Annotated in this window: 20 protein-coding genes; 18 read left to right on the top strand and 2 right to left on the bottom strand. The window is 66.9% G+C overall.

What is annotated here, in order from left to right; all coding sequences use genetic code 11:
* Window positions 1-47: 47 nt before the first annotated feature.
* The 16 genes from doeA (at window position 48) to HOP52_RS10280 (ending at window position 20,027) form a co-directional block, all read left to right on the top strand.
* Window positions 48-1,247, top strand: coding sequence for an ectoine hydrolase DoeA (gene doeA / locus HOP52_RS10355; protein WP_238977309.1), 1,200 nt, complete (start codon window positions 48-50; stop codon window positions 1,245-1,247).
* A gap of 195 nt (window positions 1,248-1,442) precedes the next feature.
* Window positions 1,443-2,471, top strand: coding sequence for a N(2)-acetyl-L-2,4-diaminobutanoate deacetylase DoeB (gene doeB, locus HOP52_RS10350; protein ID WP_238977308.1), 1,029 nt, complete (start codon window positions 1,443-1,445; stop codon window positions 2,469-2,471).
* Window positions 2,468-2,941 (top strand): Lrp/AsnC family transcriptional regulator, encoded by a 474-nt coding sequence (locus HOP52_RS10345; protein ID WP_238977307.1) that lies wholly within the window; start codon window positions 2,468-2,470, stop codon window positions 2,939-2,941. Before doeB ends, HOP52_RS10345 begins: the two co-directional genes overlap by 4 nt.
* A 217-nt stretch (window positions 2,942-3,158) precedes the next feature.
* Complete coding sequence (locus HOP52_RS10340; RefSeq protein ID WP_238977306.1) at window positions 3,159-4,028, top strand: carbon-nitrogen hydrolase family protein; 870 nt, start codon at window positions 3,159-3,161, stop codon at window positions 4,026-4,028.
* A 203-nt stretch (window positions 4,029-4,231) separates the two neighbouring features.
* The gene (locus tag HOP52_RS10335; RefSeq protein ID WP_238977305.1) at window positions 4,232-5,704 is read left to right on the top strand and encodes a biotin carboxylase; all 1,473 of its coding nucleotides are present in this window, start codon (window positions 4,232-4,234) and stop codon (window positions 5,702-5,704) included.
* Between the two features lie 44 nt (window positions 5,705-5,748).
* The gene (locus tag HOP52_RS10330) at window positions 5,749-6,747 is read left to right on the top strand and encodes a C45 family autoproteolytic acyltransferase/hydrolase (RefSeq protein ID WP_238977304.1); all 999 of its coding nucleotides are present in this window, start codon (window positions 5,749-5,751) and stop codon (window positions 6,745-6,747) included.
* A gap of 85 nt (window positions 6,748-6,832) precedes the next feature.
* Complete coding sequence (locus tag HOP52_RS10325) at window positions 6,833-9,610, top strand: aminotransferase class I/II-fold pyridoxal phosphate-dependent enzyme (protein WP_238977303.1); 2,778 nt, start codon at window positions 6,833-6,835, stop codon at window positions 9,608-9,610.
* 232 nt (window positions 9,611-9,842) lie between these two features.
* Entirely contained in the window at window positions 9,843-11,342 is a 1,500-nt protein-coding gene (locus tag HOP52_RS10320; RefSeq protein WP_238977302.1) for an NAD-dependent succinate-semialdehyde dehydrogenase, read from the top strand.
* A gap of 296 nt (window positions 11,343-11,638) precedes the next feature.
* Window positions 11,639-13,057: an aminotransferase gene (locus HOP52_RS10315; protein WP_238977301.1), complete on the top strand. Its 1,419-nt coding sequence runs from the start codon at window positions 11,639-11,641 to the stop codon at window positions 13,055-13,057.
* Window positions 13,058-13,178: 121 nt separating this feature from the next.
* Window positions 13,179-13,325 (top strand): mercury resistance system transport protein MerF, encoded by a 147-nt coding sequence (locus HOP52_RS10310; RefSeq protein ID WP_238977300.1) that lies wholly within the window; start codon window positions 13,179-13,181, stop codon window positions 13,323-13,325.
* Window positions 13,318-14,724 carry a mercury(II) reductase gene (merA, locus tag HOP52_RS10305; protein WP_238977299.1) on the top strand — a complete coding sequence of 469 codons (1,407 nt, stop codon included), beginning with the start codon at window positions 13,318-13,320 and terminating at the stop codon, window positions 14,722-14,724. Before HOP52_RS10310 ends, merA begins: the two co-directional genes overlap by 8 nt.
* Before the next feature lie 87 nt (window positions 14,725-14,811).
* A complete protein-coding gene (locus tag HOP52_RS10300; RefSeq protein ID WP_238977298.1) occupies window positions 14,812-15,483 on the top strand; it encodes a MerR family transcriptional regulator in 672 nt (223 codons plus the stop codon).
* 22 nt (window positions 15,484-15,505) lie between these two features.
* Window positions 15,506-16,144, top strand: a complete 639-nt coding sequence (locus tag HOP52_RS10295; protein ID WP_238977297.1) for a cytochrome c biogenesis CcdA family protein — start codon at window positions 15,506-15,508, stop codon at window positions 16,142-16,144.
* A gap of 131 nt (window positions 16,145-16,275) precedes the next feature.
* Window positions 16,276-18,729, top strand: coding sequence for a heavy metal translocating P-type ATPase (locus HOP52_RS10290; RefSeq protein WP_238977296.1), 2,454 nt, complete (start codon window positions 16,276-16,278; stop codon window positions 18,727-18,729).
* A 147-nt stretch (window positions 18,730-18,876) separates the two neighbouring features.
* Window positions 18,877-19,236: an NHL repeat-containing protein gene (locus HOP52_RS10285; protein WP_238977295.1), complete on the top strand. Its 360-nt coding sequence runs from the start codon at window positions 18,877-18,879 to the stop codon at window positions 19,234-19,236.
* Window positions 19,237-19,343: 107 nt separating this feature from the next.
* Entirely contained in the window at window positions 19,344-20,027 is a 684-nt protein-coding gene (locus HOP52_RS10280) for a haloacid dehalogenase type II (protein WP_238977294.1), read from the top strand.
* Between the two features lie 92 nt (window positions 20,028-20,119).
* On the opposite strand, the gene HOP52_RS10275 is transcribed toward HOP52_RS10280, so the two are convergent.
* Window positions 20,120-20,779, bottom strand: coding sequence for an ArsR/SmtB family transcription factor (locus tag HOP52_RS10275; protein ID WP_238977293.1), 660 nt, complete (start codon window positions 20,777-20,779; stop codon window positions 20,120-20,122).
* A gap of 133 nt (window positions 20,780-20,912) precedes the next feature.
* On the opposite strand from HOP52_RS10275, the gene HOP52_RS10270 reads away from it, so the two are divergent.
* Window positions 20,913-21,257, top strand: a complete 345-nt coding sequence (locus tag HOP52_RS10270) for a DsrE/DsrF/TusD sulfur relay family protein (RefSeq protein WP_238977292.1) — start codon at window positions 20,913-20,915, stop codon at window positions 21,255-21,257.
* Window positions 21,258-21,301: 44 nt separating this feature from the next.
* Window positions 21,302-22,501, top strand: coding sequence for an MFS transporter (locus tag HOP52_RS10265; RefSeq protein ID WP_238977291.1), 1,200 nt, complete (start codon window positions 21,302-21,304; stop codon window positions 22,499-22,501).
* 201 nt (window positions 22,502-22,702) lie between these two features.
* Here HOP52_RS10265 and HOP52_RS10260 read toward each other — a convergent pair whose 3' ends face one another.
* On the bottom strand, window positions 22,703-23,659 hold the full coding sequence (locus HOP52_RS10260; protein WP_238977290.1) for a sulfurtransferase: 957 nt from the start codon (window positions 23,657-23,659) through the stop codon (window positions 22,703-22,705).
* Window positions 23,660-23,794: the final 135 nt, after the last annotated feature.

Here is a 23,794-nt window from a genome sequence, read left to right as displayed (position 1 = left end):
ATCATGAGAGGGCCGAATTTCTTGATGCTGCGATGGCGAGTGGCCCTATGAATGAGGTAACCCTGCCCTTCACCCGCGAGGAGTATGCGAGTCGCCTGTGGAAGGTGCGTGCCGAAATGGCCGGTCGAGGCATCGACGTGCTGGTCATCAGCGACCCCTCCAACATGGCCTGGCTGACCGGCTATGACGGCTGGTCCTTCTACGTGCACCAGTGCGTGCTGGTGGGGCTCGAAGGGCAGCCGGTGTGGTACGGCCGGCGCATGGACGCCAACGGGGCGCTGCGCACCTGCTGGATCGATCCGGAGAACATCACCTACTATCCGGACTACTACGTCCAGAACCCGGACATGCACCCCATGGACTACCTGGCCCAGTCGATCATGCCCGACCGCGGCTGGCACCAGGGCGTGGTGGGCTTGGAGATGGACAACTACTACTTCTCGGCCAAGGCCTACCAGAGCCTGCTGCGGGAGTTGCCCCACGCCCGCTTCCTGGACGCCAATTCGCTGGTCAACTGGTGCCGGGCGATCAAGTCGCCCCAGGAGGTCGCGTACATGCGGGTGGCCGGCAAGATCGTCGAGGGCATGCACTCGCGCATTCTCGAGGTGATCGAGCCCGGCCTGCCCAAGAGCAAGCTGGTCTCGGAGATCTATCGGGTGGGTATCGAGGGCTGGGTCGATGAAAACGGCAAGGTCTTCGGCGGCGACTACCCGGCCATCGTGCCCATGCTGCCCACCGGCAAGGACGCGGCGGCGCCCCATCTGACCTGGGACGACACGCCGTTTCGCAAGGGCGAGGGCACCTTCTTCGAGATCGCCGGGGTGTTCAAGCGCTACCATGCGCCGATGTCGCGCACCGTGTTTCTCGGCAAGCCGCCCCAGGACTTCGTGCGCGCCGAGTCGGCGCTGCTCGAAGGCATCGAGCTTGGCCTGGCGGTGGCCAAACCCGGCAATCGCACCGCCGATATCGCCATGGCGCTGGGCACGGCCATGGACAAGTACGGCTTCGACCGCGGCGGTGCCCGTTGCGGCTACCCCATTGGCATTAGCTATCCGCCGGACTGGGGCGAGCGGACCATGAGCCTGCGCCCCTCCGACGAGACCATCCTGCAGCCGGGCATGACCTTTCACTTCATGCCGGGCATGTGGCAGGACGACTGGGGGCTGGAGATCACCGAGAGCATCCTGATCACCGAGACCGGCTGCGAGACCCTGGCGAACTTCCCGCGCCAGCTGTTTGTGCGTTGAACGGGTAGAAGCTGAGCCCATCTCAATGATCAACGAGGGGCGCTGGGGGCAGATCTAAGAGGGGGGCCTACGCCAGGGATGGCGTCGGTAGCGCCCAGGGAGGGGTTCACAGCGCCCCCTCGCAGATCTGCCGCCGGATCAGCCCCGAGTGGCGTGGGAGCCATGACGCCCATGCCGAACAAGGAGTTTTACATAATGACCAAGCGCCCCAGCCAAATGCGGCCCAGTCCGATCAGCGCCACCGTCGACTTCGACGCCGAGGGCGTCCAGCACGGCTTTCTCAAGCTGCCCATCTCCGTGGACGACTCCGCCTGGGGCGCGGTGATGATCCCGGTCACCGTGGTCAAGAACGGCGAGGGCCCCACGGCTCTGCTCACCGGCGGCAACCACGGCGACGAGTACGAGGGGATCACCGCGCTGCTCAAGCTGTCGAGCACGCTGCGCGCCGAGGACGTCAGCGGCCGGGTGATCATCGCGCCCTGCATGAACACCCCGGCGGTGATGGCCGGCAAGCGCACCTCCGGGCTCGACGGCGGCAACCTCAACCGTAGCTTCCCCGGCGACCCGGACGGCACCGTCACCGAGAAGATCGCCGACTACTTCACCCGGGTGATGGTGCCCATGTGCGACGTGGTGCTCGACCTGCACTCCGGCGGACGCACCCTGGACATCATTCCCTTCGCCGCCTCCCATGTGCTGGATGACCCCGAGCAGCAGCGCCAGGCCCTGGCGGGCGCCAAGGCCTTCGGCGCCCCCTATGCGATGATGATGTTCGAACTCGACGCCGCCGCACTCTTCGACACCGCGGTGGAGCGCCAGGGCAAGGTCTTCGTGGCCACCGAGCTGGGCGGCGGTGGCACCTCCACCCCCGAGAGCATGGCGATCAGCGAGCGCGGCATCCGCAACTTCCTGATCCACTACGGCCTGATGGCCGGCGAGGTAGAGATGCCCGACGCGCCCCAGGTCTATCTCGATATGCCCGACGCCAGCTGCTACGTGCAGAGCGAACATTCGGGCGTGCTGGAACTCTGCTTCGCGCTGGGCGAGCGGGTCGAGAAGGGGGAGGTGGTGGCCCGGGTCTATGACATGACCCGCACCGGTAGCGCGCCGGTGGCGTATCACGCCAGCCGCAGCGGGGTGCTGGCGGCGCGACGCCACCCGGCGCTGGTCAACATGGGCGACACCATCGCGGTGATCGCGGACGTTATCGATAGCCTCTCATGAAACTCGATCGCTATGACCTGAAGATCCTCGAGATCCTCTCCCGGGACGGGCGCATCACCAAGTCCAAGCTGGCCGAGGCGATCAACCTCTCGGTCAGCCCCTGCTGGGAGCGGGTCCGGCGCCTGGAGCGGGCCGGCGTCATCGAGGGCTACAGCGCCCGCATCAACACCGAGGTGCTGGTCAAGCGCACCCCGGTATGGGTGCAGATCGAGCTCAAGGCCCACAACGCCGAGAGCTTCGCTCGCTTCGAGGCCCTGGTGCACGCCACCCCCGAGGTCACCGAGTGCGTGGCGGTGGGTGGCGGCGTGGACTACCTGATCAAGGTGGAGGCCGACACCATCGACGCCTACCAGCGACTGATCGACCGGTGGCTCACCGGCGAGGCCGGCATCGAACGCTACTTCACCTATATCGTCACCAAGACCGTCAAGCAGGCCCGGCCCGACGCGCTGCCTCGAGAGCCGGCCTGAGGCCGAGACAGGCCTATGTGGCCAACGCTAATTCAGCGTTGATGTCATGTCGTGGCCAATTGGCTTAAGCTTCAGGGAGCGGGTGAGTCATTGCTCACCCGTGACGGGCGATCCCACCGGTACCTATCGTCATGATTTTGCAAAGGCTACCGGTCAGTGCCACAAGCGTACCCAGTACCTGAATGTTTCGAGATCGCCTGACGCAGAGAGAGTAACCATGAGCTATTTCACTATTGCCGGAGTGCAGATGCATGCCCTGCACCACGGTGACAATACCGAAGCCATGCGCCACCGGGTCGACGTGCTGATGAGCCGCTTCCCCCAGGTGCAGATGGTGCTGTTCAGCGAGCTGATGCCCATGGGGGCATCGCCGCACCACGCCCAGCCGCTGCCCAGTAACACCGAGGCGATGTTCTGCCAGCTGGCCGAGCAGCATCGCATCTGGCTGATTCCCGGCTCGATGTTCGAGCAGGCGGAGGGCCAGGTCTACAACACCCTGTCGGTGATCAATCCCCACGGCCAGGTGGTGGCGCGCTACCGCAAGCAGTTTCCCTTCCGCCCCTACGAGGCGGGGGTGGAGAGCGGCAGCGAGTTCGTCACCTTCGACGTGCCCAACGTGGGACGGTTCGGGGTATCGATCTGCTACGACATGTGGTTCCCCGAGACCACCCGCACCCTGGCCGCCATGGGCGCCGAGGTGATCCTGCACCCCACCATGACCGACACCATCGACCGCGACATCGAGCTGGCCATCGCCCGCACCAACGCCGCGGTCAACCAGTGCTACTTCTTCGACATCAACGGCGCCGGTGCCATCGGCAACGGCCGCTCCATCGTGGTCGGCCCCTCCGGTGACGTCATCCACCAGGCCGGCACCGGCGAGGAGGTCATGCCCATCGAGGTGGACATGAACCGGGTGCGCCGCGAGCGCGAGACCGGGCTGCGCGGCCTGGGCCAGCCGCTGAAGAGCTTCCGCGACCGCCGGGTGGACTTCTCGCTGTACCGCAGCGAGACCGGCTCGTCGGCCTTCCTCGATACCCTGGGCCCGCTGCAGAAGCCCCTGCGCGCCGACATCGAGGAGTACTGAGCACCGGGCGGCCCAGCGACGCGCGATAATGATAATAAAGGAGGCACCCCCACATGCTGGAGAACCTGATTCGAGCGCTGCGCCGCCTGCTGGGCCGTCCCTCGACAACCGACAGGGCCGCCGACCCCCCGCCTTCCCCCGAGCCGGTCGCGTCTGAAGGACCGGTTTCCGGGACGCCTCCCGCCACCGATGGAGCGACAACGATGAGCAAAATAACAAGCATTGCCGATGTTCGCCGCCACTTCCGCAACAACAAGGAGCCCATCTACTTCATCTCCGCCACCAACTTCAACCTGCTGGGTATCGGTGACTGGGTGGGGAATTTTCGCCATATCAACTACATCGACTGCTTCGACGGCCAGCAGCGCAATGTCTTCGTGCCCAAGGAGAAATTTCCCCGCGACTTCGAGAGCATCGAGGACATCAATAACTACCTGCTCGAGCACAAGGAGGTCATCGACTTCATCCAGTCCCGGGCGGACGGCGACAAGGCAGGCACGGCCGCCTTCCTGATGTTCGACGAGCACACCGAGGAGGTGTGCGAGCAGTTGGGGCTTCGCGTCGCCTTCCCTCCCGCGACACTCCGGCAGCGGATGGACAACAAGATCGAGACGGTGCGCATCGGCAACAAGGCCGGGGTGCCCAGCGTGCCCAACGTGCTGGCCAAGGTGGGCAGCTACCAGGAGCTTTGCGAGGTGAGCCAGGCGCTTGGCAACGACCTGGTGGTGCAGACCGCCTTCGGCGACTCCGGCCACACCACCTTCTTCATCGCCAGCGAAGAGGACTACTACAAGCACGCCGAGGAGATCGAGGCCGAGCCCGAGGTCAAGATCATGAAGCGGATCAACTGCCGCGGTTCGGCCATCGAGGCCTGCGCCACCCGCTGCGGCACCGTGGTGGGCCCGTTGATGACCGAACTGGTCGGCTTCAAGACCCTGACCCCCTACAAGGGCGGCTGGTGTGGCAACGAGATGTTTGCCGGGGCCTTCGACCAGTCGATCCGCGACAAGGCCCGGGAGTACACCTTCCAGTTCGGCGAGGCGCTGCGCGATGAGGGCTATCGCGGCTACTTCGAGCTCGACTTCCTGATCGACATGGACAACGGCGAGGTCTACCTGGGCGAACTCAATCCGCGGGTCACCGGGGCCAGCTCGCTGACCAACGTGGCCGCCTTCGCCCACTCCGACATCCCGCTGTTCCTGTTCCACCTGCTGGAGTTTTCCGATCTCGAGTTCGATATCGACATCGAGGAGATCAACGAGCGCTGGTCCCATCCCGACAGCGTCGACAGCTGGAGTCAGCTGGTGATCAAGCACACCGACGAGAGCGTCGACCTGCTCACCCAGGCGCCGCGTACCGGGGTGTGGAAGATGGCCGAGGACGGCAGCATCGCCTACGACCACTACAGCTATCACCCCCACGCCGCCGAGAACGAGCAGGAGGGCTTCTTCCTGCGCATCAGTGGCGCCGGCGACTTCCGCTACGAGGGGGCGGACCTGGGCATCCTGATCACCCGCGGGCGGCTGATGGATGACGATTTCCAGCTCACCGAGCGGGCCAAGGCGTGGATCGATGGCATCCGCGGCCAGTACGCCGGCCAGTCGCTGCAAGACCCGGTGGTGGAAGAAGTCGCCGTCAGCCACGCCGTGGGCGGTGGCAACTTCAAGATCCTGTGAGCGGGGTGTGCGGCGGCGCCCATTGCGTGGCGCCGCCGGTCGATATGGACAAGACGCTGGTTTTCCAGAGTGTGCGAGAGTTGGCGCCGGGCCCCAAGTGGCAGGCACTGTTCGATTACCACTGGCCGGCCTACGAGCAGTGGTATCTGTCCGAGGGAGAGCGCGAGCGGCCGGCCTATCTGGCCTGCTACAACGCCCTGCGCCGGCATATGCCGGAACTCCTGGACACCTACCGTGCGCTTTGCCAGTTGGCCGGCGGCGGCGACTTGGCCGCGCGCCTGCTGAGCCTGTATCGGCCACCGCCCTATATCACCGGCTGCTCCCAGGCGGTGCTGGCTCATGCCGGCAACACCCTGCTGGCGCGCAACTACGATTACCCGCCGGAGCTGTGCGAAGGCACCATCCTGCTCAGCCGCTGGAACCAGCGGCGGGTGATCGCCATGTCCGACTGCCTGTGGGGGGTGCTCGACGGCATGAACGACAGCGGGCTTGCCGTGTCGCTGGCCTTCGGGGGACGCAAGGCGGTGGGCGACGGCTTCGGCGCGCCGATCATCCTGCGCTACATCCTCGAGTTCTGCGACACGGTGCCCGAGGCCGCCGAGGTGCTGGCGCGGGTGCCGACCCACATGGCCTACAACATCACCGTCGCCGACAGCGCGGGGCGCTATGTCACGGCGATGATCGCCCCGGACCGCCGCGCCAGTATCCGCCGGGTGCCGGTGGCCACCAACCACCAGAAGAAGATCGAGTGGTACGCCCACGCCCTGGCCTCCGAGACCCTGATCCGCGAGCGCCAGCTCTCCATCCTGGTGGACGATGAGGCCACCACCGAGGAGCGGCTGATCTCGGCCTTCTTTTCGCCGCCGCTGTTTCGCCACGACTACGCCCGCGGCCTGGGTACGGTATACACCGCGGTCTACCGGCCCGGCGAGGGGCGCACCGAGTTTCACTGGCCGGGCCGCGGGTGGCATCTCTCGTTCGACGATTTTCCGGAGGAGCGACTGACGGTGCGCTATGGCGCACGCAACCTGACCGCCGGATAGCGGCCGGGCATCGCTTCCGGCGGGCGCTCACCGATTCGCGCTCGACGACAGCGGCCGACAACAATCGACACAGAAGGGTGGCGTCATGCAAGAGACTAACCATACCGATACGTCCTATTCGGCGCTGGGCTTCTACCACAAGATCTCCCAGCTGCGTGCCGACACCTGGAATGCGCTCAAGCGTGACATGGGCATCCTGGTGCGCCTCAACGACGAGAGCCGGGCCAAGAACCTGATCAAGGCCGTCGACGTCAAGCTGACGCGGCTCGAGATCATCGAGGACTATCACGCCTTTCCCTCCAAGGAGGACTTCCGCCACCTCTGGTCGCTGTTCGACCGCGAGGAGTACGTGCTGCTCGAGAAGGTGGTCAAGCGCCTGGTGCGGGCGCTGATCAGCGAGTCCTACCGGCGCCGTCACGTGGACCTCTCCGAGACCGACGCCGACGCCGAGGATCTCGAGACCCTCGACGCCCTGGCCCAGCTCAGGCGCGGCCACCCGGCCTCCAACAGCGCCGCCCAGCCCTACTTCGAACTGCTGATCGTCGACAACCTCTCGGCCCAGGAGGAGGAGGTGGTCCGCGAAGCCTTTCGCAACATGCGCCGGCCCGAGGACCGCTTCGTCTACGACGTGGTCACGGTGAGAAGCTTCGAGGACGCCCTGATCGCGGTGCTGGTCAACCCCAACATCCAGGCCTGCCTGATCCGCTATGAGTTTCCCTACAAGTCCAAGTACAACCTCAGCGCGCTGCGCAACTACTTGGAGGGGATCTCCGAGAAGGAGCTGGAGAACCAGACCGAGGCCGAGCGCAGCATCCTGCTCAGCTCGATGATCCACGAGCTGCGCCCGGAGATCGACCAGTTCCTGGTCACCAGCGGCGACGTGGAGGCCACGGCGAGCCAGGACATTCGCTACTTCAACCGGATCTTCTATCGCGAAACCGACTACATCGAGCAGCATCACACCATCCTGCGCGCCATCGACAGCCGCTACCGCACCCCCTTCTTCGATGCCCTGCGCGAGTACAGCCGCAAGCCCACCGGGGTCTTCCATGCGATGCCGATCTCGCGGGGCAAGTCGGTGACCCGTTCCCACTGGGCGGGACAGATGATCGATTTCTACGGCATCAACATCTTCCTCGCCGAGACCTCGGCCACCTCCGGCGGGCTCGACTCCCTGCTGCAGCCCTACGGGCCGATCAAGAAGGCCCAGGAGTACGCGGCCCGGGCCTTCGGCGCCCGTCAGAGCTTCTTCGTCACCAACGGCACCTCCACGGCCAACAAGATCGTCGTCCAGGCGCTGGTCAAACCACGGGATATCGTGTTGGTCGACCGGGACTGCCACAAGTCGCACCACTACGGCATGGTGCTGTCCGGCGCCCACGTCAGCTACCTGGACTCCTACCCGCTCCACGACTACTCCATGTACGGGGCGGTGCCGCTGCGCGAGATCAAGAAGACGCTGCTGAAGTACAAGCGTGCCGGGCAGCTCGATAAGGTCAAGATGCTGCTGCTCACCAACTGCACCTTCGACGGCGTGGTCTACAACGTGCGCCGGGTGATGGAGGAGTGCCTGGCGATCAAGCCCGACCTGGTGTTCCTGTGGGACGAGGCCTGGTTCGCCTTCGCCGGTTTCAATCCCACCTACCGGCCGCGCACCGCCATGCACACCGCCCGAACCCTGCGCTACCGCTACCGGACCGACAGCTATCGTGCCGACTATGACGCCTGGAAGGCCGAGTTCGACCAGCTCGACCCGGACGACGAAGCCACCTGGCTCGACAACCGCCTGATGCCCGACCCCGACCAGGTCCGCATCCGCACCTATGCCACCCACTCCACCCACAAGACCCTGACCTCGCTGCGCCAGGGGTCGATGATCCATGTCTGGGACCAGGACTACCGCCAGAAGGTCGAGGCGCCCTTCCACGAAGCCTACATGACCCATACCTCGACCTCGCCCAACTATCAGATCGTCGCCTCACTGGACGTGGGGCGCATGCAGGCCGAGATGGAGGGCTTCGAACTGGTCCATGCCCAGGTCGAGGCGGCGCTGTCGCTTCGCGAGCAGCTCTACACCCATCCGCTGCTGCAGAAGTACTTCCGGGTGCTCAAGAACAGCGACATGGTGCCGGCGGAGTATCGCGAGTCGGGGGTCGAGTCCTACTACGACCCGGTCACCGGCTGGAATCAGATGGAGGAGGCCTGGGCGCAGGACGAGTTCGTGGTCGACCCCAGCCGGGTGACCATCGCCATCGGCGCCACTGGGGTCGACGGCGACACCTTCAAGAACGACTATCTGATGAACAAATACGGCATCCAGATCAACAAGACCTCCCGCAACACCGTGCTGTTCATGACCAATATCGGCACCACCCGCGGCTCCATCGCCTACCTGCTCGATGTGCTGATCAAGCTGGCCAAGGAGTTCGAATACCGCTGGGAGGAGAGCAGCCGCCCCGAGCGCAAGATCATCGAGCGTCGGGTGCGCTCGCTGACCGAGGAGCTGCCGCCGCTGCCCGACTTCAGTCGCTTCCACGACGCCTTCCGTCCGGGCGGCGAGACGCCGGAAGGCGATATCCGCCGCGCCTACTTCCTGAGCTACGATGAGGAGAACACCGAGTACCTGCGCTTCGACAACGGCGAGCTGCAGGCCGAGATGCGGGCCGGGCGTGACGTGGTCTCGGCGAGCTTCGTGATCCCCTATCCGCCGGGCTTTCCGGTGCTGGTGCCGGGCCAGGTGGTCAGCGAGGAGATTCTCTACTTCCTGCAGGCCCTGGATGTCACCGAGATCCACGGCTATCGCCCGGAGCTTGGGCTGATCGTGTTCACCGAGCAGGCGCTGGCCGACCCGCCGGCCGGCTGAATCCGGTCTCCTCGGTCCCGCGCGGCAGGGCGGGACCGGCTCCCAGAAGAAATCGGCCACTTCGCGGTGCAGCACGAAAAATTCCGCATCCTGCCGGACGTCGATCGAAAAGTCCTTCCCCTTCCAAGCCTTTACCCTGTAGGCATCGAGCGGCCAGGCGGCCGCTCGACCATTTTGACCATCACCGGCCACGCTCACGACCCGCGGCCGGTGCGCTCAGGGGAGGTGCCGCATGAACATGAAGCTGGCCAGGACGCTGTCCACCATGCTCGACGATCCGCGTTTGTTTCGTCAGTACGCCTATGTCGACGGCCAGTGGACCCACGGCGACGGTGGGCGCGAAGAGGCCGTCTTCGACCCGGCCACCGGCGAGGCGCTGGGGCACATCCCCTGGCTCGAGGCGCACCAGATCCGCGCCGCCGTGGATGCCGCCGATGCCGCCTTCGTGCACTGGCGGGCGCTGCGCGCCGATGAGCGCTGCGAGCGGCTGCTGGCCTGGCACGACTTGATCCTGGCCAACCGCGAGGACCTGGCCATCATCATGACCCTGGAGCAGGGCAAGCCGCTGCCGGACGCTCGCGGCGAGGTGGAGTACGGTGCCAGCTTCGTGCGCTGGTTCGCCGAGGAGGGCAAACGCACCTTCGGCGAGACCATTCCCAGCCATATCCCCAGTGCGGCCCTGGGCACGCTCAAGGAGCCGCTGGGCATCGCCGCGCTGATCACGCCCTGGAACTTCCCGCTGGCGATGATCACCCGCAAGGCCGCCGCGGCGCTCGCCGCCGGCTGTACGGTGATCGTCAAGCCGGCCGGCGAGACTCCCTTCTCGGCGCTGGCGCTGGCGGAGCTGGCCGAGCGCGCCGGGATTCCGGCCGGGGTGTTCAACGTGGTGCTGGGCGAGCCGGCCGAAGTCTCGAAGCTGCTGTGTGCCGAGGAGCGGGTCAAGGCGCTGTCGTTCACCGGCTCCACCCGGGTCGGGCGGCTGCTGCTCGAGCAGAGCGCGGCAACCGTCAAGCGCGTCTCGCTGGAGCTTGGCGGCAACGCGCCCTTTATCGTCGGCCCGGACATGGACCCCAAGGAAGCGGCCTTCGCGGCGGTGGCGGCCAAGTTCCAGACCGCGGGGCAAGACTGCCTGGCGGCCAACCGCATCCTGGTGCACGAGTCGATCCACGACGCCTTCGTCGAGCACTTCGCCGAGCGTATGGCAGCGCTCACCGTGGGCAACGGCCTGGAGGGCGAGGTCGACCTGGGGCCGCTGATTCACCGCCAGGCGGTGGACAAGGCCGCGGCCATCGTCGACGACGCCCTCTCCCGCGGCGCGACCCTGGTCGCCGGCGACCAGAGCGCGGCACCGGGCGCGAACTTCTTCATGCCGGTGCTGCTCACCGGGGTGACGCCGCAGATGAAGGTATGGCGGGAGGAGAACTTCGCCCCGGTGGCTGGCGTGACTGCCTATGCGGACGACGAGGAAGTGATCGCCATGGCCAACGATACCGAGTATGGTCTCGCCGCCTACGTCTACACCCACGATATCCGCCGCATCTGGAAGCTGCTGCGGGCGCTGGAGTACGGCATGGTCAGCGTCAACTCGGTGAAGATGACCGGTCCCCCGGTGCCCTTCGGCGGCGTCAAGCAGTCGGGCCTGGGCCGCGAGGGCGGCATCACCGGCATCGACGAGTATCTGGAGACGAAGTATTACTGTCTCGGTGGCCTGGGGTCAGTATCGGGCAGTTGAGCATGCAGCAAGAAGCCGGGATGCGACATCGAGCGATATCTACCCGAGGACGCTGAGGCGAGCGCAGCGGCGCGCGGCGATCGACAGGGATGTCGATCGAGAATCGGCAAGAGGGACCTTGTTCCGATTCGACGCGCAAGCCGCAAGCGAAGCCTCAGGGTTTCGTCCGAGGGCATCGCGAGTCGTCGCATGGCGGCGATTGACACCCGTCGCATGGCGGCGATGAACGCTCAGAGATGAGCCGTGTGAACACCCTCCCCGGCGGAGCCGGGGAGCCTGATAGAAAAGAGGACATGATGAACCAGCAGCACAGGGAACTGATCGACCGCGACCGCAAGGTGACCTTCCACGCCTCCACCCATCTGCGCGACTTCGCTCACGGCGACGCGCCGGGTCGGGTGATCACCGGTGGCAAGGGCATCCATATCCGCGACAAGGACGGCCGCGAGTTCATCGACGGCTTTGCAGGGCTCTACTGCGTCAATATCGGCTATGGCCGGACCGAGGTGGCCGAGGCGATCTACCAGCAGGCGCTGGAACTCTCCTACTACCATACCTACGTGGGGCATTCGAACGAGCCGCAGATCGCGCTCTCCGAGAAGATCCTCGCGCTCGCCGGCCCCGGCATGTCCAAGGTCTACTACGGCCTCGGCGGCAGCGACGCCAACGAGACCCAGCTCAAGATCGTGCGCTACTACAACAACGTGCGCGGCCTGCCGCAGAAGAAGAAAGTCATCTCGCGGAGCCGCGGTTATCACGGCTCGGGGCTGGCCACCGGTTCGCTCACCGGCCTCAAGGCGTTCCATGACCAGTTCGACCTGCCCATGGCCGGGATCCTGCACACCGAGGCACCGTTCTACTACCAGCGCGCCGCCGAGCTCGAGGGCATGAGCGAGCGCGAATTCTCCCAGCACTGCGCCGAGCGGCTCGAGGCGATGATCCTCGCCGAAGGCCCCGATACCGTGGCCGCCTTCATCGGCGAGCCGGTGCTCGGCACCGGGGGCATCGTGCCGCCGCCCGAGGGCTACTGGGCGGCGATCCAGGCGGTGCTCGCCAAGTACGACGTGCTGCTGATCGCCGACGAGGTGGTGTGCGGCTTCGGGCGCATCGGCGCCGACTTCGGCAGCCACTTCTACGGCATCGAGCCCGACCTGATCACCGTCGCCAAGGGCCTGACCAGCGCCTACCAGCCGCTCTCCGGGGTGATCGTCGGCGACCGCGTCTGGAGCGTGCTGGAGCAGGGCACCGCCGAGTACGGCCCCATCGGTCATGGCTGGACCTACTCCGGCCACGCCCTGGGCTGTGCCGCGGCACTGGCCAACCTGGCGATCATCGAGCGCGAGGGGCTCACCGCCAATGCCGCGGAGACCGGCGCCTATCTGCAGCGGCAGATGCGGAGCGCCTTCGGCGACCACCCCATCGTCGGCAACGTGCGCGGGGTGGGCATGCTGGCGGCGCTGGAGTTCTCCGTGAACCCCGAGCAGCGTGAGGACTTCGACCCGGCGCTCAAGGTCGGTGCGCGCATCGCCGCCGCGGCGCTGGACGAGAACCTGATCGCCCGGGCCATGCCCCAGGGCGATATTCTCGGCTTCGCACCGCCGCTGGTGGCCACCCGCGAGGAGGTTGACGAGATCGTCGCCCGCGCCCGTCGGGCGGTGGACAGGGTGACCGACGAGCTGGTCCGCGAAGGCGCCGTCCAGGCCGTACGCGCCTGATTTCCGGCCAGCCGATGACCGACGCCGCGGGGGCTCCTCGCGGCGTTTCGCGGCCGGTGTCCGCCTCAAGCTGGAGTTCCTGCAGCCCAGCGGTGCCTTCAAGCTGCACGGCGCCACCAATATGCTCGCCGCGCTGATCGAAGAGCAGGGGAGCGAGGCCCTGACCTTCTTTATCGGCCTGACCCTCTATGCGATTTGGCGTAAAAAGCAGTACGACGCCTGTTGTGTCGACAACGCTAACCAATCGAGGCATCTCCCCCATGAGTGACGCCAAGATCCCGCATATCGCCGTGATCGGCAGCGGCGGCGCGGCCATGGCGGCGGCCCTGAAGGCCGCCGAGCGTGGGGCCCGCATCACCCTGATCGAACGCGGCACCCTCGGCGGCACCTGCGTCAATACCGGCTGCGTGCCCTCGAAGATCCTGATTCGCGCCGCGCATATCGCCCACTTGCGCACGGAAAGCCCCTTCGACTCGGGCCTGAGCGCCCAGGCGCCGGTGGTGGATCGGGCGAAGCTGCTCGAACAACAGCAGGGGCGTGTGGAGGCGCTGCGTGAGGCCAAGTACGCGGGGATCCTGCGCGACCACCCGGCCATTACCGTCCTGCAGGGCGAGGCCCGCTTTGTCGATGAGCGGACCCTGACCGTTGCCCTCAGTGGCGGCGGCGAACAAACCGTCCGCTTCGATCGCGCCTTCATCGGCACCGGCGCCCGGCCGGCCGTTCCGCCGGTGCCGGGCCTGGCCGACACCCCGTACCTGACCTCCACCAGCGCGTTGGCCCTGGAGACCCTTCCCGAGCGGCTGATGGTGATCGGCGCCTCGGTGGTGGCCCTGGAACTGGCCCAGGCCTTCGCCCGCCTGGGCAGCCGGGTGACCCTGCTGGCCCGCAGCCGGGTGTTGTCCCAGGAGGACCCGGCGGTGGGCGAGGCCGTGGAGGCAGCGTTTCGGCGTGAGGGCATCGAGGTCCTCGAGCAGACCCTGGCCAGCGAAGTGAGCCACGACGGCCAGCGGTTCACCCTGCAGACCAACGCCGGCACCCTGCAAGCGGAGCAACTGCTGGTGGCCAGCGGCCGCACACCCAACACCGAGGCGCTGAACCTGGCGGGTATCGGCGTGGGAACCGCGGGTGGCGCGATTCGGGTGGATGAGCACCTGCAAACCACGGTGCCGGGCCTCTATGCCGCCGGGGACTGCACCGATCAGCCGCAGTTCGTCTATGTGGCCGCCGCCGGGGGCAGCCGGGCCGCCGTGAACATGACCGGCGGCGAGGCAACGCTCGACCTCAGCGCCATGCCGGCGGTGATCTTCACCGACCCCCAGGTGGCCACCGTCGGCCTGACGGAAGCCGAGGCACTGGAGCAGGGCTTCAGCGTGGAGTCGCGTGTGCTCGATCTGGAGAACGTGCCGCGGGCGCTGGTCAATTTCGACACCGGTGGGTTCATCAAGCTGGTGGCCGAACGCGACTCGGGGCGGTTGCTGGGGGTGCAGGCGGTGGCCGGCGACGCCGGTGAACTGATCCAGACGGCTGTGATGGCGCTGCGCGCGCGCATGACCGTGCAAGAGATCGGCGACGAGCTGTTTCCCTACCTGACCATGGTGGAAGGTCTCAAGCTCTGCGCCCAGACCTTCACCAAGGACGTGACGCAGCTCTCGTGCTGTGCGGGATGAGGGGCATCATTACCGGTCGCAGAACCCTTGCCCCCGTACTATGGTACGGCCATTAATCTATCCCCATAGAACCGTGCGGGTGCCGCCATGAGTGACATGACCATCGGCAAGGTGGCAAAAGCGGTGGGTGTCGGGGTCGAGACGATCCGCTTCTACGAGCGGCGCGGGCTCCTCGACCAGCCGCCTCGTCCGGAGGACGGAGGGTACCGCGTCTATCCGGATGAGGCGGTGCGGCGGGTGCAGTTCATTCGCCGTGCCCAGGAGCTCGGTTTCTCCCTGCGCGAGATCACTGAGCTGCTCTCGCTGCGTAGCGCCCACAGTGCCGATGCCGGTGATGTACGGCGGCGAGCCACTGTAAAACTCCAGGATGTGGACCGGAAGATCGTGCGGCTCCAGCGTATCCGCCAAGGACTGGCGACGTTGCTCGACCGTTGTCCGGGAGCAGGGCCCCTGCAGTGCTGTTCCATCCTCGACGCCTTGGAACAACACGACGAGGGGCTGAGCGGCGAACTGACCCAGCAACAGGAGGAAGGCATGCAGACAGTTAGACTCACCATCGGCGGCATGCACTGCGAGGGTTGCACGGAGATCGTCCGCCAGGTTCTCGAACAGCAACCGGGGGTCAAAGGGTGCTCGGTCTCCCATGAGAACGGCGAGGCCCGGGTGGCGGTCGATGCCGCTCTGATTTCCGGCGAGCAGCTCGCGGAGGCGGTGCGCGGTGCCGGGTACTCGGCAAGCATCGCGGCAGAGGCAGACTAGCGCCTTGGAGATCGCCGCCGCCTTGCCGCTAGCCGTCGGGCTCGGGCTGCTGGGCTTCGTCGAGCCCTGTTCGGTCGGCAGCCACCTGCTGTTCATCCGCTATCTCGAACGGCTACCGCGCCGGATGCGGGCCGTCCAGACGCTGCTGTTCACCCTGACACGGGCCACCTTGATGGCGGGGCTCGGGGTGCTCGCCGTGCTGATCGGCACCGCCTTCACGGGGCTTCAGCACGGTCTCTGGGCCGTACTGGGGAGCCTCTATGTGATCGTCGGGCTGCTGTACCTCGGTGGGGGTGCGCCCGGGTTCCTTGCCCGCGTGAATCGCCTCCTGCCACGCCTGTCCGGTACCCCGGGCAGCCTGGGGCTGGGGGCACTCTTCGGTCTGAATGTGCCGGCCTGTGCCGCCCCCTTATTGGCGGTGCTGCTCGGTGATGCCGCTGCTCGGGCCGCGGCAGGCGGGGGCGTCATCTACGGGGCCTCCACCTTGCTGGTGTTCGGCCTGGCGCTCTCCAGTCCCCTGGTGCTTGCCGTCTTTACCGCCCGTGGCCGGCGCTGGCTCGAGGCCCTCGCGCGTCTCGCTGGGCGCGTGCCGCGCTGGACGGGCGCCGTGCTGGTGGGGCTGGGGGCGTGGACCCTGTGGTTGGCGTTCTCCTGGGCGTGAGGGCTCGACCGGCTCCACTTCGGCTGTGCTTCTGTACCGTCCCGCATTGATATCCATCGGCGCTTGACCCCGTAGCGAAGTACGGCCCCTATCCTTGGTGCATGACCTCATTTTTATCCAGGGGAAAGGCCATGAATACGGCCGCGACAACAACTGAGGAAGGCCTCCAACCCTGGAGCCTGGAATCCACTGGGGAAACGGATATCCAGCGAGTACGAGCCCACATCGGTGGACTGCACTGCTCGCTATGCACCGGCACCATCGAGCGCGCCCTGGGACAGAAGCCGGGCGTGCGCCGCGTGGCGGTCAGCCTCACCCACGAACAGGCCCTGGTGGAATACGACGCCCGTGAGACCAGTGCCGAGGCGTTGATGGCCACCCTGCAGGCCATCGGCTATACCCTCAGCGACCCCCGCAAGGTGAAACCCTACGCCAACCAGGAACGCGAGCTGGCCCGCGAGCGCAACCGCTTCCTGGTCGCGCTGGCCGCCAGTCTCGCGGCGGTGGGCCTGATCGTCGATCCCACGTCGCCCTGGACCTTGGGGCTCTCCACCCTGGTCTATGTCAGCCTGGTGATCTTCGGCTATGCCGTCCTTCGCGGCCAGGGCACCAGAGCCGCCCTGGGCGGTAGCGCCCTGTTGGCCCTGGGGGGTCTGAGCCTCTTCGCGTTGCGTACCGGCGGGGTGCTGGCGGGCCATGAAGCGGCGTTGGTCGCGGTCCTGGCAGTGGCGATGGTGTTCGGCATCGCCCGGCAGATGCTGGTCATGGCCTATCAGGCCCTGCGTCGGGGCATTCTCAATCAGCACGTGTTGGTGGAGATCGGCGCCTTTGGGGGCCTGGTCGGCGGCGGCATCGGCCTGGTACTGCGGCCCGACGGCTATCCCACCGCCGCCTTCTTCGCCGTCTCGGTCATGGTGCTGACCTACCACCTGTTCTCCGAATGGCTCTCGCTGATCGTCAAGACCCGTAGCTCCCAGTCGGTGCGCCGCTTGCTGGACCTGCAGCCGGAGACCGCCCACGTCATTGAAGAAGGCGGCGAACGGGATCTGCCCGTGGAACAGGTGGAAACCGGCATGCGGGTGCGCATCCGGCCCGGTGAGCGTATCCCCGTGGACGGTGAAATCGTCGATGGTGCCTCGGCCGTGGATCAGTCCCTGGTCACCGGTGAACCGCTGCCGATCGAGAAGACGCCGGGCGACACGGTGGTCGGCGGCGCCATCAATGGCAGCGGCACGCTGGTGGTGCGGGTGACGGCCATCGGCGAGGCGAGCTTCCTGCAGCAGGTGGCACGTAGCCTGGAGGATGCCCGGGCGCTCAAGCCTGGCTTGCTGCACCTGGTCGACCGGGTGCTGCGGGTCTATACGCCCACGGTGCTGATCGTCGCCACGCTGGCCTTCGTGTTCTGGATGAGTGCGCCGCTGCTGTGGGGGGCTGGGTCCGACCTGGAGCGCGCCGTGTTCGCCGCCCTGACGGTGCTGGTGATGGGGTATCCCTGCGCCGTGGGTATCTCCGCGCCGCTGTCCATCGTGCGTGGCGCCGGCGAAGCGGCCGATCAGGGGGTGTTGATGCGCACCGGCGAGTCCTTTCAGGCCCTGCGGCGCGTCACCACCGTGGTGTTCGACAAGACCGGCACCCTCACCGAGGGACGCCCCGCGGTACGCGATGTCATCAGTGTCGATGGCGACGAAGGCACGCTGCTGTCGCTGGCTGCCGCGGTCGAGTCCGCCTCGGAACATCCGCTGGGGCGTGCCGTGGTCGAAGCGGCCCTGTCACGGGACCTGGCGATACCCGACGTCGCCGAGTTCCAGGCACACGCCGGCCGCGGCGTCACCGCCCGGGTGGACGGCGAACCGGTACAGGTCGGCAGCCCGGCCTTTCTCGTCGAACAGGGCATTGACCTGGCACCGGTGAGCGATGGCATCGAGACCGCCGAGCGCCAGGGCCAGACGGTCATCGTCGTCGCCCGTGGCGAACGGCTGCTGGGGGCCGTCGCCCTGGGCGACGGCCTGCGGGCCGACGCCGCGGAGACCGTGCAACGGCTCCACGCCCTGGGCATTGACACCGCGCTGATGACTGGCGACAACGCGCGCACCGCCCGGCACATCGCCGAACTGGTGGGCATCGAAACCGTCCACGCCGGCGTACTGCCGGAACAGAAGGCCGACCTGCTGCGGAAGATGCAGCACGGGGGGCGGGTCGCCATGGTCGGCGACGGCATCAATGACGCCCCCGCGCTGATGCAGGCGGACGTGGGCATCGCCATGGGCAGCGGCACCGACATCGCCATCGACGCCGCCGACATCATCATCCTCAACGCACAGGTGAGCAGCGTGGTGACCGCTTGGGAGATCAGCCGTTGGGGCTATCGCAAGATGCTGCAGAACGTCTCGCTGGCGTTCCTGTTCAACGGCATCGGCATCCCGCTGGCGTCCACCGGCCTGATCTACCCGGTGTGGGCCATGGTGGCCATGGCTGCCAGCGTGACCACCATCTTCGTCAATTCGCTCTGGCAGCGGCCGACGCTGCTGTTCGACGCCGTGGCCAGCGTGCGCTCGAATGCCCGCGGCGAACCCACGGCCCCATGACCTTTGTCAGGAGCCACTCAACCGGGTTAGGCAGAACAACACACGGGCCAACGAGGCCCCGGTGAGGGACCCGGCGAGTTCGATGCGCCGGGAGGCGTTGCCGTTGCCGCAAGCGGCGATCTGTTCGTCGCCGACGCAACCCTCTACGTGGCGGACGGCTATGGTAATCGCGTGCAGGCGTTCGAAGCCGAAGGCGCGTTCCTGCGCAAGTGGGGTGGCCCCTTCGCCATCGGCATCCATGGCCCGTTCAACGGCTGGTTTACTACGGTAACAGGCATCGCAATAGGCCCAGACGAGCGGGTGTTCGCTGCTGACTTTTACAACGATCGGGTCCAGGTCTTTACCGCTGAGGGAAAGTTCCTCAACACCTTCGGCGAAACAGGCGACGGTCCAGGGCAGTTCAACCACGCTATCGCCTTGGATATCGCACCGGACGGTACGGTATTCGTGGCCGATTTCCTGAACAATCGCATCGAGAAATGGCGCCCGATCCGAATGGCACCATGACCCCATGCCCCTTTCGGGGGCCATCCGTCTCAACGAGCCGCTTGAGTCCCTGCTCATCTGGCGCCATGCTCTGACAGCGTGACACCTGAACCTGAGGAGCTGAGCGGATGGCAACGGTACTGGCCTTCGATGTCTACGGCACCCTGATCGATACCCATGGCGTGGTCACCGAATTGGAAGAGCGGCTCGGCAAGTCGGGCAGGCAGGCGTTGGCTGCCGAGTTCTCGCGGCGCTGGCGCGAAAAGCAGCTGGAATACAGCTTTCGTCGCGGCCTGATGGGCGCCTATGTGCCGTTCTCCCAGTGCACCCTGGAGGCGCTGGCCTTCACCGACCGCGCCCTGCAGACGCAGCTATCGGACGTCGACAGGGACCACCTGATGGAGGTCTATGGGCAGCTGCCGGCGTTTCCCGAGGCCGCCGAGGCGCTGTCCCGGCTGTCCCGGGGCGGGGTGCGCTGCGTGGCCTTCTCCAACGGCACCCGGGAGGCGGTGGAGGCGCTGCTTGGCCAGGCCGGCATCCGCGAGCACTTCGACGAGGTGGTCAGCGTCGACGACATCAAGCGCTTCAAGCCCGACCCGGCGGTCTATGCCCACCTGCGCCAGCGACTCGAGGTCGCCCCCGGCGATACCTGGCTGATCTCCAGCAACCCCTTCGACGTGATCGGCGCCCGTCATGCCGGCCTGCATGCCGCCTGGGTGCGCCGCAGCCCGGAGGCCCCCTTCGACCCCTGGGGCATCGAGCCCGACATGACGGTGGCCGACCTCGACGCCTTGGCCGAGCGGCTGGGCTGACAAGCGGGGAGGACGCTGCCCGGCTCGCCCTTGCCTCGCGCCACACCCCGGGGCAGTGACGGAGATGCCGGTGTCCCTGTCTGTGTCGGTGCCTATCTCATCACCGGCAGGCCAGCCGCCTTCCACTCCGGATAGCCTTCCTCGAAGCGCCTGACCCGATAGCCGAGCTGGTGCAGGCGCTGGACGGCCTCGTGGGAGAGGGCGCAATAAGGCCCCCGGCAGTAGGCGATAATCTCCTTGTCGCGGGGCAGCCTGTCCAGCATCGCCTCCAGCTGGGCCAAGGGAATGTTGATCGCCTCGGGCAGATGGCCCGCCGCGTACTCCTCTTCGGGTCGGACATCCAGCAGCGCCACCTGACCGCCCTGCAGCTTGGCCAGCAGCTCGCGTCTGGAGACCGCCTCCAGGGCCCCTTGGGCATCGTCGTCGGCGAACAGTCGACCGACCAGACGCTCCATTTCGGCCAGGTTGGTCTCGGCGACCTGCCGGAGCAGCCCCATCAGGAGGACGATGCGTTCGTCGGTCAGGCGGTAGATCATCTGCTTGCCGGAGCGGCTGGCGGTCACCAGCCCCGCACGGCGCAGCTGCTGAAGATGCTGGGAGGCGTTCCCTACCGTGAGATCGGTGGTGCTCGCGAGGGTGTCTACCGATGCCTCGGCCTGGGCCAGGCGCTCCAGCAGTGCCAGGCGGTGGCCGTTGCCCAGGGCGCGGGCGACCAGGGCCAGGGTGTCGAGCAGGTCCTGTTGCGAGGTCATGGGGTCATCTCTAATTGGTTCATCGCTAACGGTTGGAAGCGGGCCATTATGGTCTATTGTGCTGCTTGACAGGGATCCTGCCTACTACCATCATTCTATCGTTTCATTGAATGATAGCAAAAGGAGCAGCGCCATGCAGACCCTTATCGTCATCAACGATCCTCCCTACGGCACTGAACGGCTCTACAACGGCCTGCGCCTCGCCCATGCGCTGCTCAAGCGCGAGGGCGAGGTGACGGTTTTCCTGATGGGAGATGCCGTGTCGGGCGCCAAGCGCGGCCAGCATACCCCGGACGGCTTCTACAATGCCGAACGCATGGTCAAGCGCGTCGCCACCAAGGGCCGGGTGCTGCTGTGCGGGACCTGCATGGAGGCTCGGGGCATCGCCGATGACGAGATCGTGCCGGGGTCCGAGCGCAGCACCATGGACGCCCTGGCCGAGGCCACCGAGCAGGCCGACAAGGTCCTGATCTTCTGATCATTGCTGCTTGAACCGAACCAACCGCGAAGGAGAGGTGCTCCATGGAGCCGGCACGCCGAGAAAAACGCAATGTGGCCATTCTGGTGATCAGCCAGACCCTGTTCATGGTGGCCTCGATCACCGTCATGACGCTGAGCGGGGTGGTCGGTCAGTCGCTGAGTCCCGATCCGAGCCTGGCGACGCTGCCGATCGCCATGATGATGCTGGGCACGGTGCTATCGACCCTGCCGGCATCGCTCTACATGAAGCGCGTGGGGCGTCGTCGGGGCTTTATCACCGGGGCGAGCCTGGGCGGGGTGGCCGGGGGGCTGGTGAGCTTCGCGGCGATCGGGCTGGGCGTTTTCTGGCTGTTCTGCGTCGGCAATCTGCTGCTGGGACTCTACCAGGGGTTCGCCATGTACTATCGCTTCGCCGCCGCCGATGTGGCCAGCCCCGCCTTTCGCAGCCGGGCGATTTCCTTCGTGATGGCCGGCGGGGTGGCCGCCGCCTTCCTCGGCCCCTGGAATGCCAGCGCCGCCGCCGATCTGGTGGCCGGCGTGCCGTCCGGCGGCCCCTATCTGGTCATCGCCATCCTGGCCCTGCTGGCGATCGGCCTGCTCAGCCAGCTCCGGGTGCCGCCCAGCGGCGAGCCTCGGCCCGGCGAGACGTCCCGTCCCATGGCGGCCATTGCCACGCAGCCGAGCTTCCTGGTGGCGGTGCTGGCCGGTGCGGTGGGCTACGCCATCATGGTGCTGGTGATGACCGCGACCCCGCTGGCCATGCGTGCCCGCGGCTTCGAGATGGCCCAGGTGGCCTTCATCATGCAGTGGCATGTGCTGGGCATGTTCGCCCCCTCTTTCGTGACTGGCGGCCTGATTGCCCGCTGCGGCGTGTCGCCCATCCTGCTGACCGGCGCTGGGCTGCTCGCGGCCGCGGCCCTGGTGGCCAACCTCGGCACCAGCTTGGCCCATTTCTGGACGGCCCTGGTGATACTGGGCATCGGCTGGAACTTTCTGTTCGTGGGCGGCAGCGCCCTGCTTTCCTCGGTCCACACCGAGGCCGAGCGCGGCAAGGTGCAGGGGATCAACGACCTGATCATCTTCTCCCTGGTGGCCATGGGCTCGCTGATGTCGGGGGCGCTGCTGCACCGCCTGGGCTGGGAGGGTCTCAACCTGGCCATGCTGCCAGCGATCCTGGTGGTGGCCCTGGCCACGCTGTGGCTGCATCGGGCGAGCCGTCGAGGCGTATCGCGTCCCGCCTAGAGTCGCCCCCGATCCGATCGGCCCGGCCCCCGCGATCGCTTGCCATGATCTTTCTGCCGGGGTTGTTGTTGCTGGTGGCGGTGCTGCCCGCCTGGGCGGTGGTGGCGATCCTCGCCGGCGGCGGCATTCTCATCGATGCCTCCCCGGCAAGCTCTGCTGGCTGAGGAGGCATTGGCTGCTCGGCGATGGCCGGGCAAGGGATCAGTCGCGCAGCTCCCCCACGGTGACGATGTCGCGGCCCGCCAGCTGGATGGGGTGCGCGTCGTCGCGGGTCCAGGCGGCCATGGAGCCGTCGTACATGGTGGTCTGCTCGAGGCCGCCGATTTCGCTGAGCTGGAACCAGCCGCTGGCGGCCCAGTGGCCGGTGTTGCAGAAGGCGACGGTGGCGGCCTCGCGGTCCAGTCCCAGGGCGTCGATATTGGCGTTCAGCCGCTCGGGCTCCAGGTAGTAGGCGCCATCGCGCTCCACCAGGGCGCCATCGTGGGGCAGGTTGATCGCACCGGGGATGGTGCCGGGCACTCGCGTGGCCGGCGACTGGGTTTCACCGGTGTAGAAGCCTTCGGGGCGGGCGTCGACCAGCTGCTGCCCGGCCTGGCGGGCCGCTTCCACCTCTGCGGTGCTGGCCAGCAGAGGCGCCTGCAGCGTGCCCGAGAAGTCGGTCGCCTCGGGGGCGGCTGGCGCGCCGCTGGCCACCTCGAAGCCCTGCTGCGCCCAGCCGGCGAAGCCGCCGTTGAGGATCGTCACCTCGTCGTGGCCCAGTGCCTTGAAGGTCCAGTAGACCCGGGCGGCGCTGCCGAAATCGGTGGGCCCGGTGCCGCCGGCCACGACCACCACGGTGTCGTTCTTGCCGATGCCCAGCCCGCCGATCAGTGCTTCCAGATCGTCCACATTGGGCATCAGCCCGGGCACGCCGTCGCGCTCCTCGCGCCAGCCGTCATCGGTGTAGCTGCTGTAGCGGCTGCCGGGAATGCGCGCCGCCTCGAAGGCGTCGCGGTCGCCGCCGTCGTCGATGCTGGAGCGCACGTCGAGTACCACCAGGCCATCGCTGCCCAGCTGGCCCTCGAGCCAGTCGGCCTCGACCAGGGGGGCGGGGTGCAGGGCATGGGCGGGGGCGGCCACGATCAGCGCGCCGGCCGCCAGAATTGGGTGCAGTCGCATGGGATGTCCTCCACGTCAGGGATGAGATGAGCCTAGATCGGCTGACGGGTCGGGGCAATGCCCGAATGCCGCTGGGCTACGCTTGGGTGTAAGGATGCCGCCACGGCTGCGACATAAGGGCTACGACGGCGTCGA

The sequence above is a fragment of the Billgrantia campisalis genome (genome assembly GCF_022341425.1).
GTDB lineage: Bacteria > Pseudomonadota > Gammaproteobacteria > Pseudomonadales > Halomonadaceae > Halomonas > Halomonas campisalis.
The sequence above is the reverse complement of the archived record's forward strand: the minus strand, read 5'-3'. Positions and strand labels throughout refer to the sequence as shown.

Excerpts from the sequence above, each read along its gene's own strand:
- HOP52_RS10270 (WP_238977292.1), top strand. The coding sequence starts at position 20,913 with ATGCAGACCCTTATCGTCATCAACGATCCTCCCTACGGCACTGAACGG.
- doeB (WP_238977308.1), top strand. The coding sequence starts at position 1,443 with ATGACCAAGCGCCCCAGCCAAATGCGGCCCAGTCCGATCAGCGCCACC.
- HOP52_RS10325 (WP_238977303.1), top strand. The coding sequence starts at position 6,833 with ATGCAAGAGACTAACCATACCGATACGTCCTATTCGGCGCTGGGCTTC.
- HOP52_RS10320 (WP_238977302.1), top strand. The coding sequence starts at position 9,843 with ATGAACATGAAGCTGGCCAGGACGCTGTCCACCATGCTCGACGATCCG.
- HOP52_RS10345 (WP_238977307.1), top strand. The coding sequence starts at position 2,468 with ATGAAACTCGATCGCTATGACCTGAAGATCCTCGAGATCCTCTCCCGG.
- merA (WP_238977299.1), top strand. The coding sequence starts at position 13,318 with ATGAGTGACGCCAAGATCCCGCATATCGCCGTGATCGGCAGCGGCGGC.
- HOP52_RS10280 (WP_238977294.1), top strand. The coding sequence starts at position 19,344 with ATGGCAACGGTACTGGCCTTCGATGTCTACGGCACCCTGATCGATACC.
- doeA (WP_238977309.1), top strand. The coding sequence starts at position 48 with ATGAATGAGGTAACCCTGCCCTTCACCCGCGAGGAGTATGCGAGTCGC.
- HOP52_RS10310 (WP_238977300.1), top strand. The coding sequence starts at position 13,179 with ATGCTCGCCGCGCTGATCGAAGAGCAGGGGAGCGAGGCCCTGACCTTC.
- HOP52_RS10340 (WP_238977306.1), top strand. The coding sequence starts at position 3,159 with ATGAGCTATTTCACTATTGCCGGAGTGCAGATGCATGCCCTGCACCAC.
- HOP52_RS10260 (WP_238977290.1), bottom strand. The coding sequence starts at position 23,659 with ATGCGACTGCACCCAATTCTGGCGGCCGGCGCGCTGATCGTGGCCGCC.
- HOP52_RS10330 (WP_238977304.1), top strand. The coding sequence starts at position 5,749 with ATGGACAAGACGCTGGTTTTCCAGAGTGTGCGAGAGTTGGCGCCGGGC.
- HOP52_RS10275 (WP_238977293.1), bottom strand. The coding sequence starts at position 20,779 with ATGACCTCGCAACAGGACCTGCTCGACACCCTGGCCCTGGTCGCCCGC.
- HOP52_RS10300 (WP_238977298.1), top strand. The coding sequence starts at position 14,812 with ATGAGTGACATGACCATCGGCAAGGTGGCAAAAGCGGTGGGTGTCGGG.
- HOP52_RS10335 (WP_238977305.1), top strand. The coding sequence starts at position 4,232 with ATGAGCAAAATAACAAGCATTGCCGATGTTCGCCGCCACTTCCGCAAC.
- HOP52_RS10290 (WP_238977296.1), top strand. The coding sequence starts at position 16,276 with ATGAATACGGCCGCGACAACAACTGAGGAAGGCCTCCAACCCTGGAGC.
- HOP52_RS10315 (WP_238977301.1), top strand. The coding sequence starts at position 11,639 with ATGAACCAGCAGCACAGGGAACTGATCGACCGCGACCGCAAGGTGACC.
- HOP52_RS10265 (WP_238977291.1), top strand. The coding sequence starts at position 21,302 with ATGGAGCCGGCACGCCGAGAAAAACGCAATGTGGCCATTCTGGTGATC.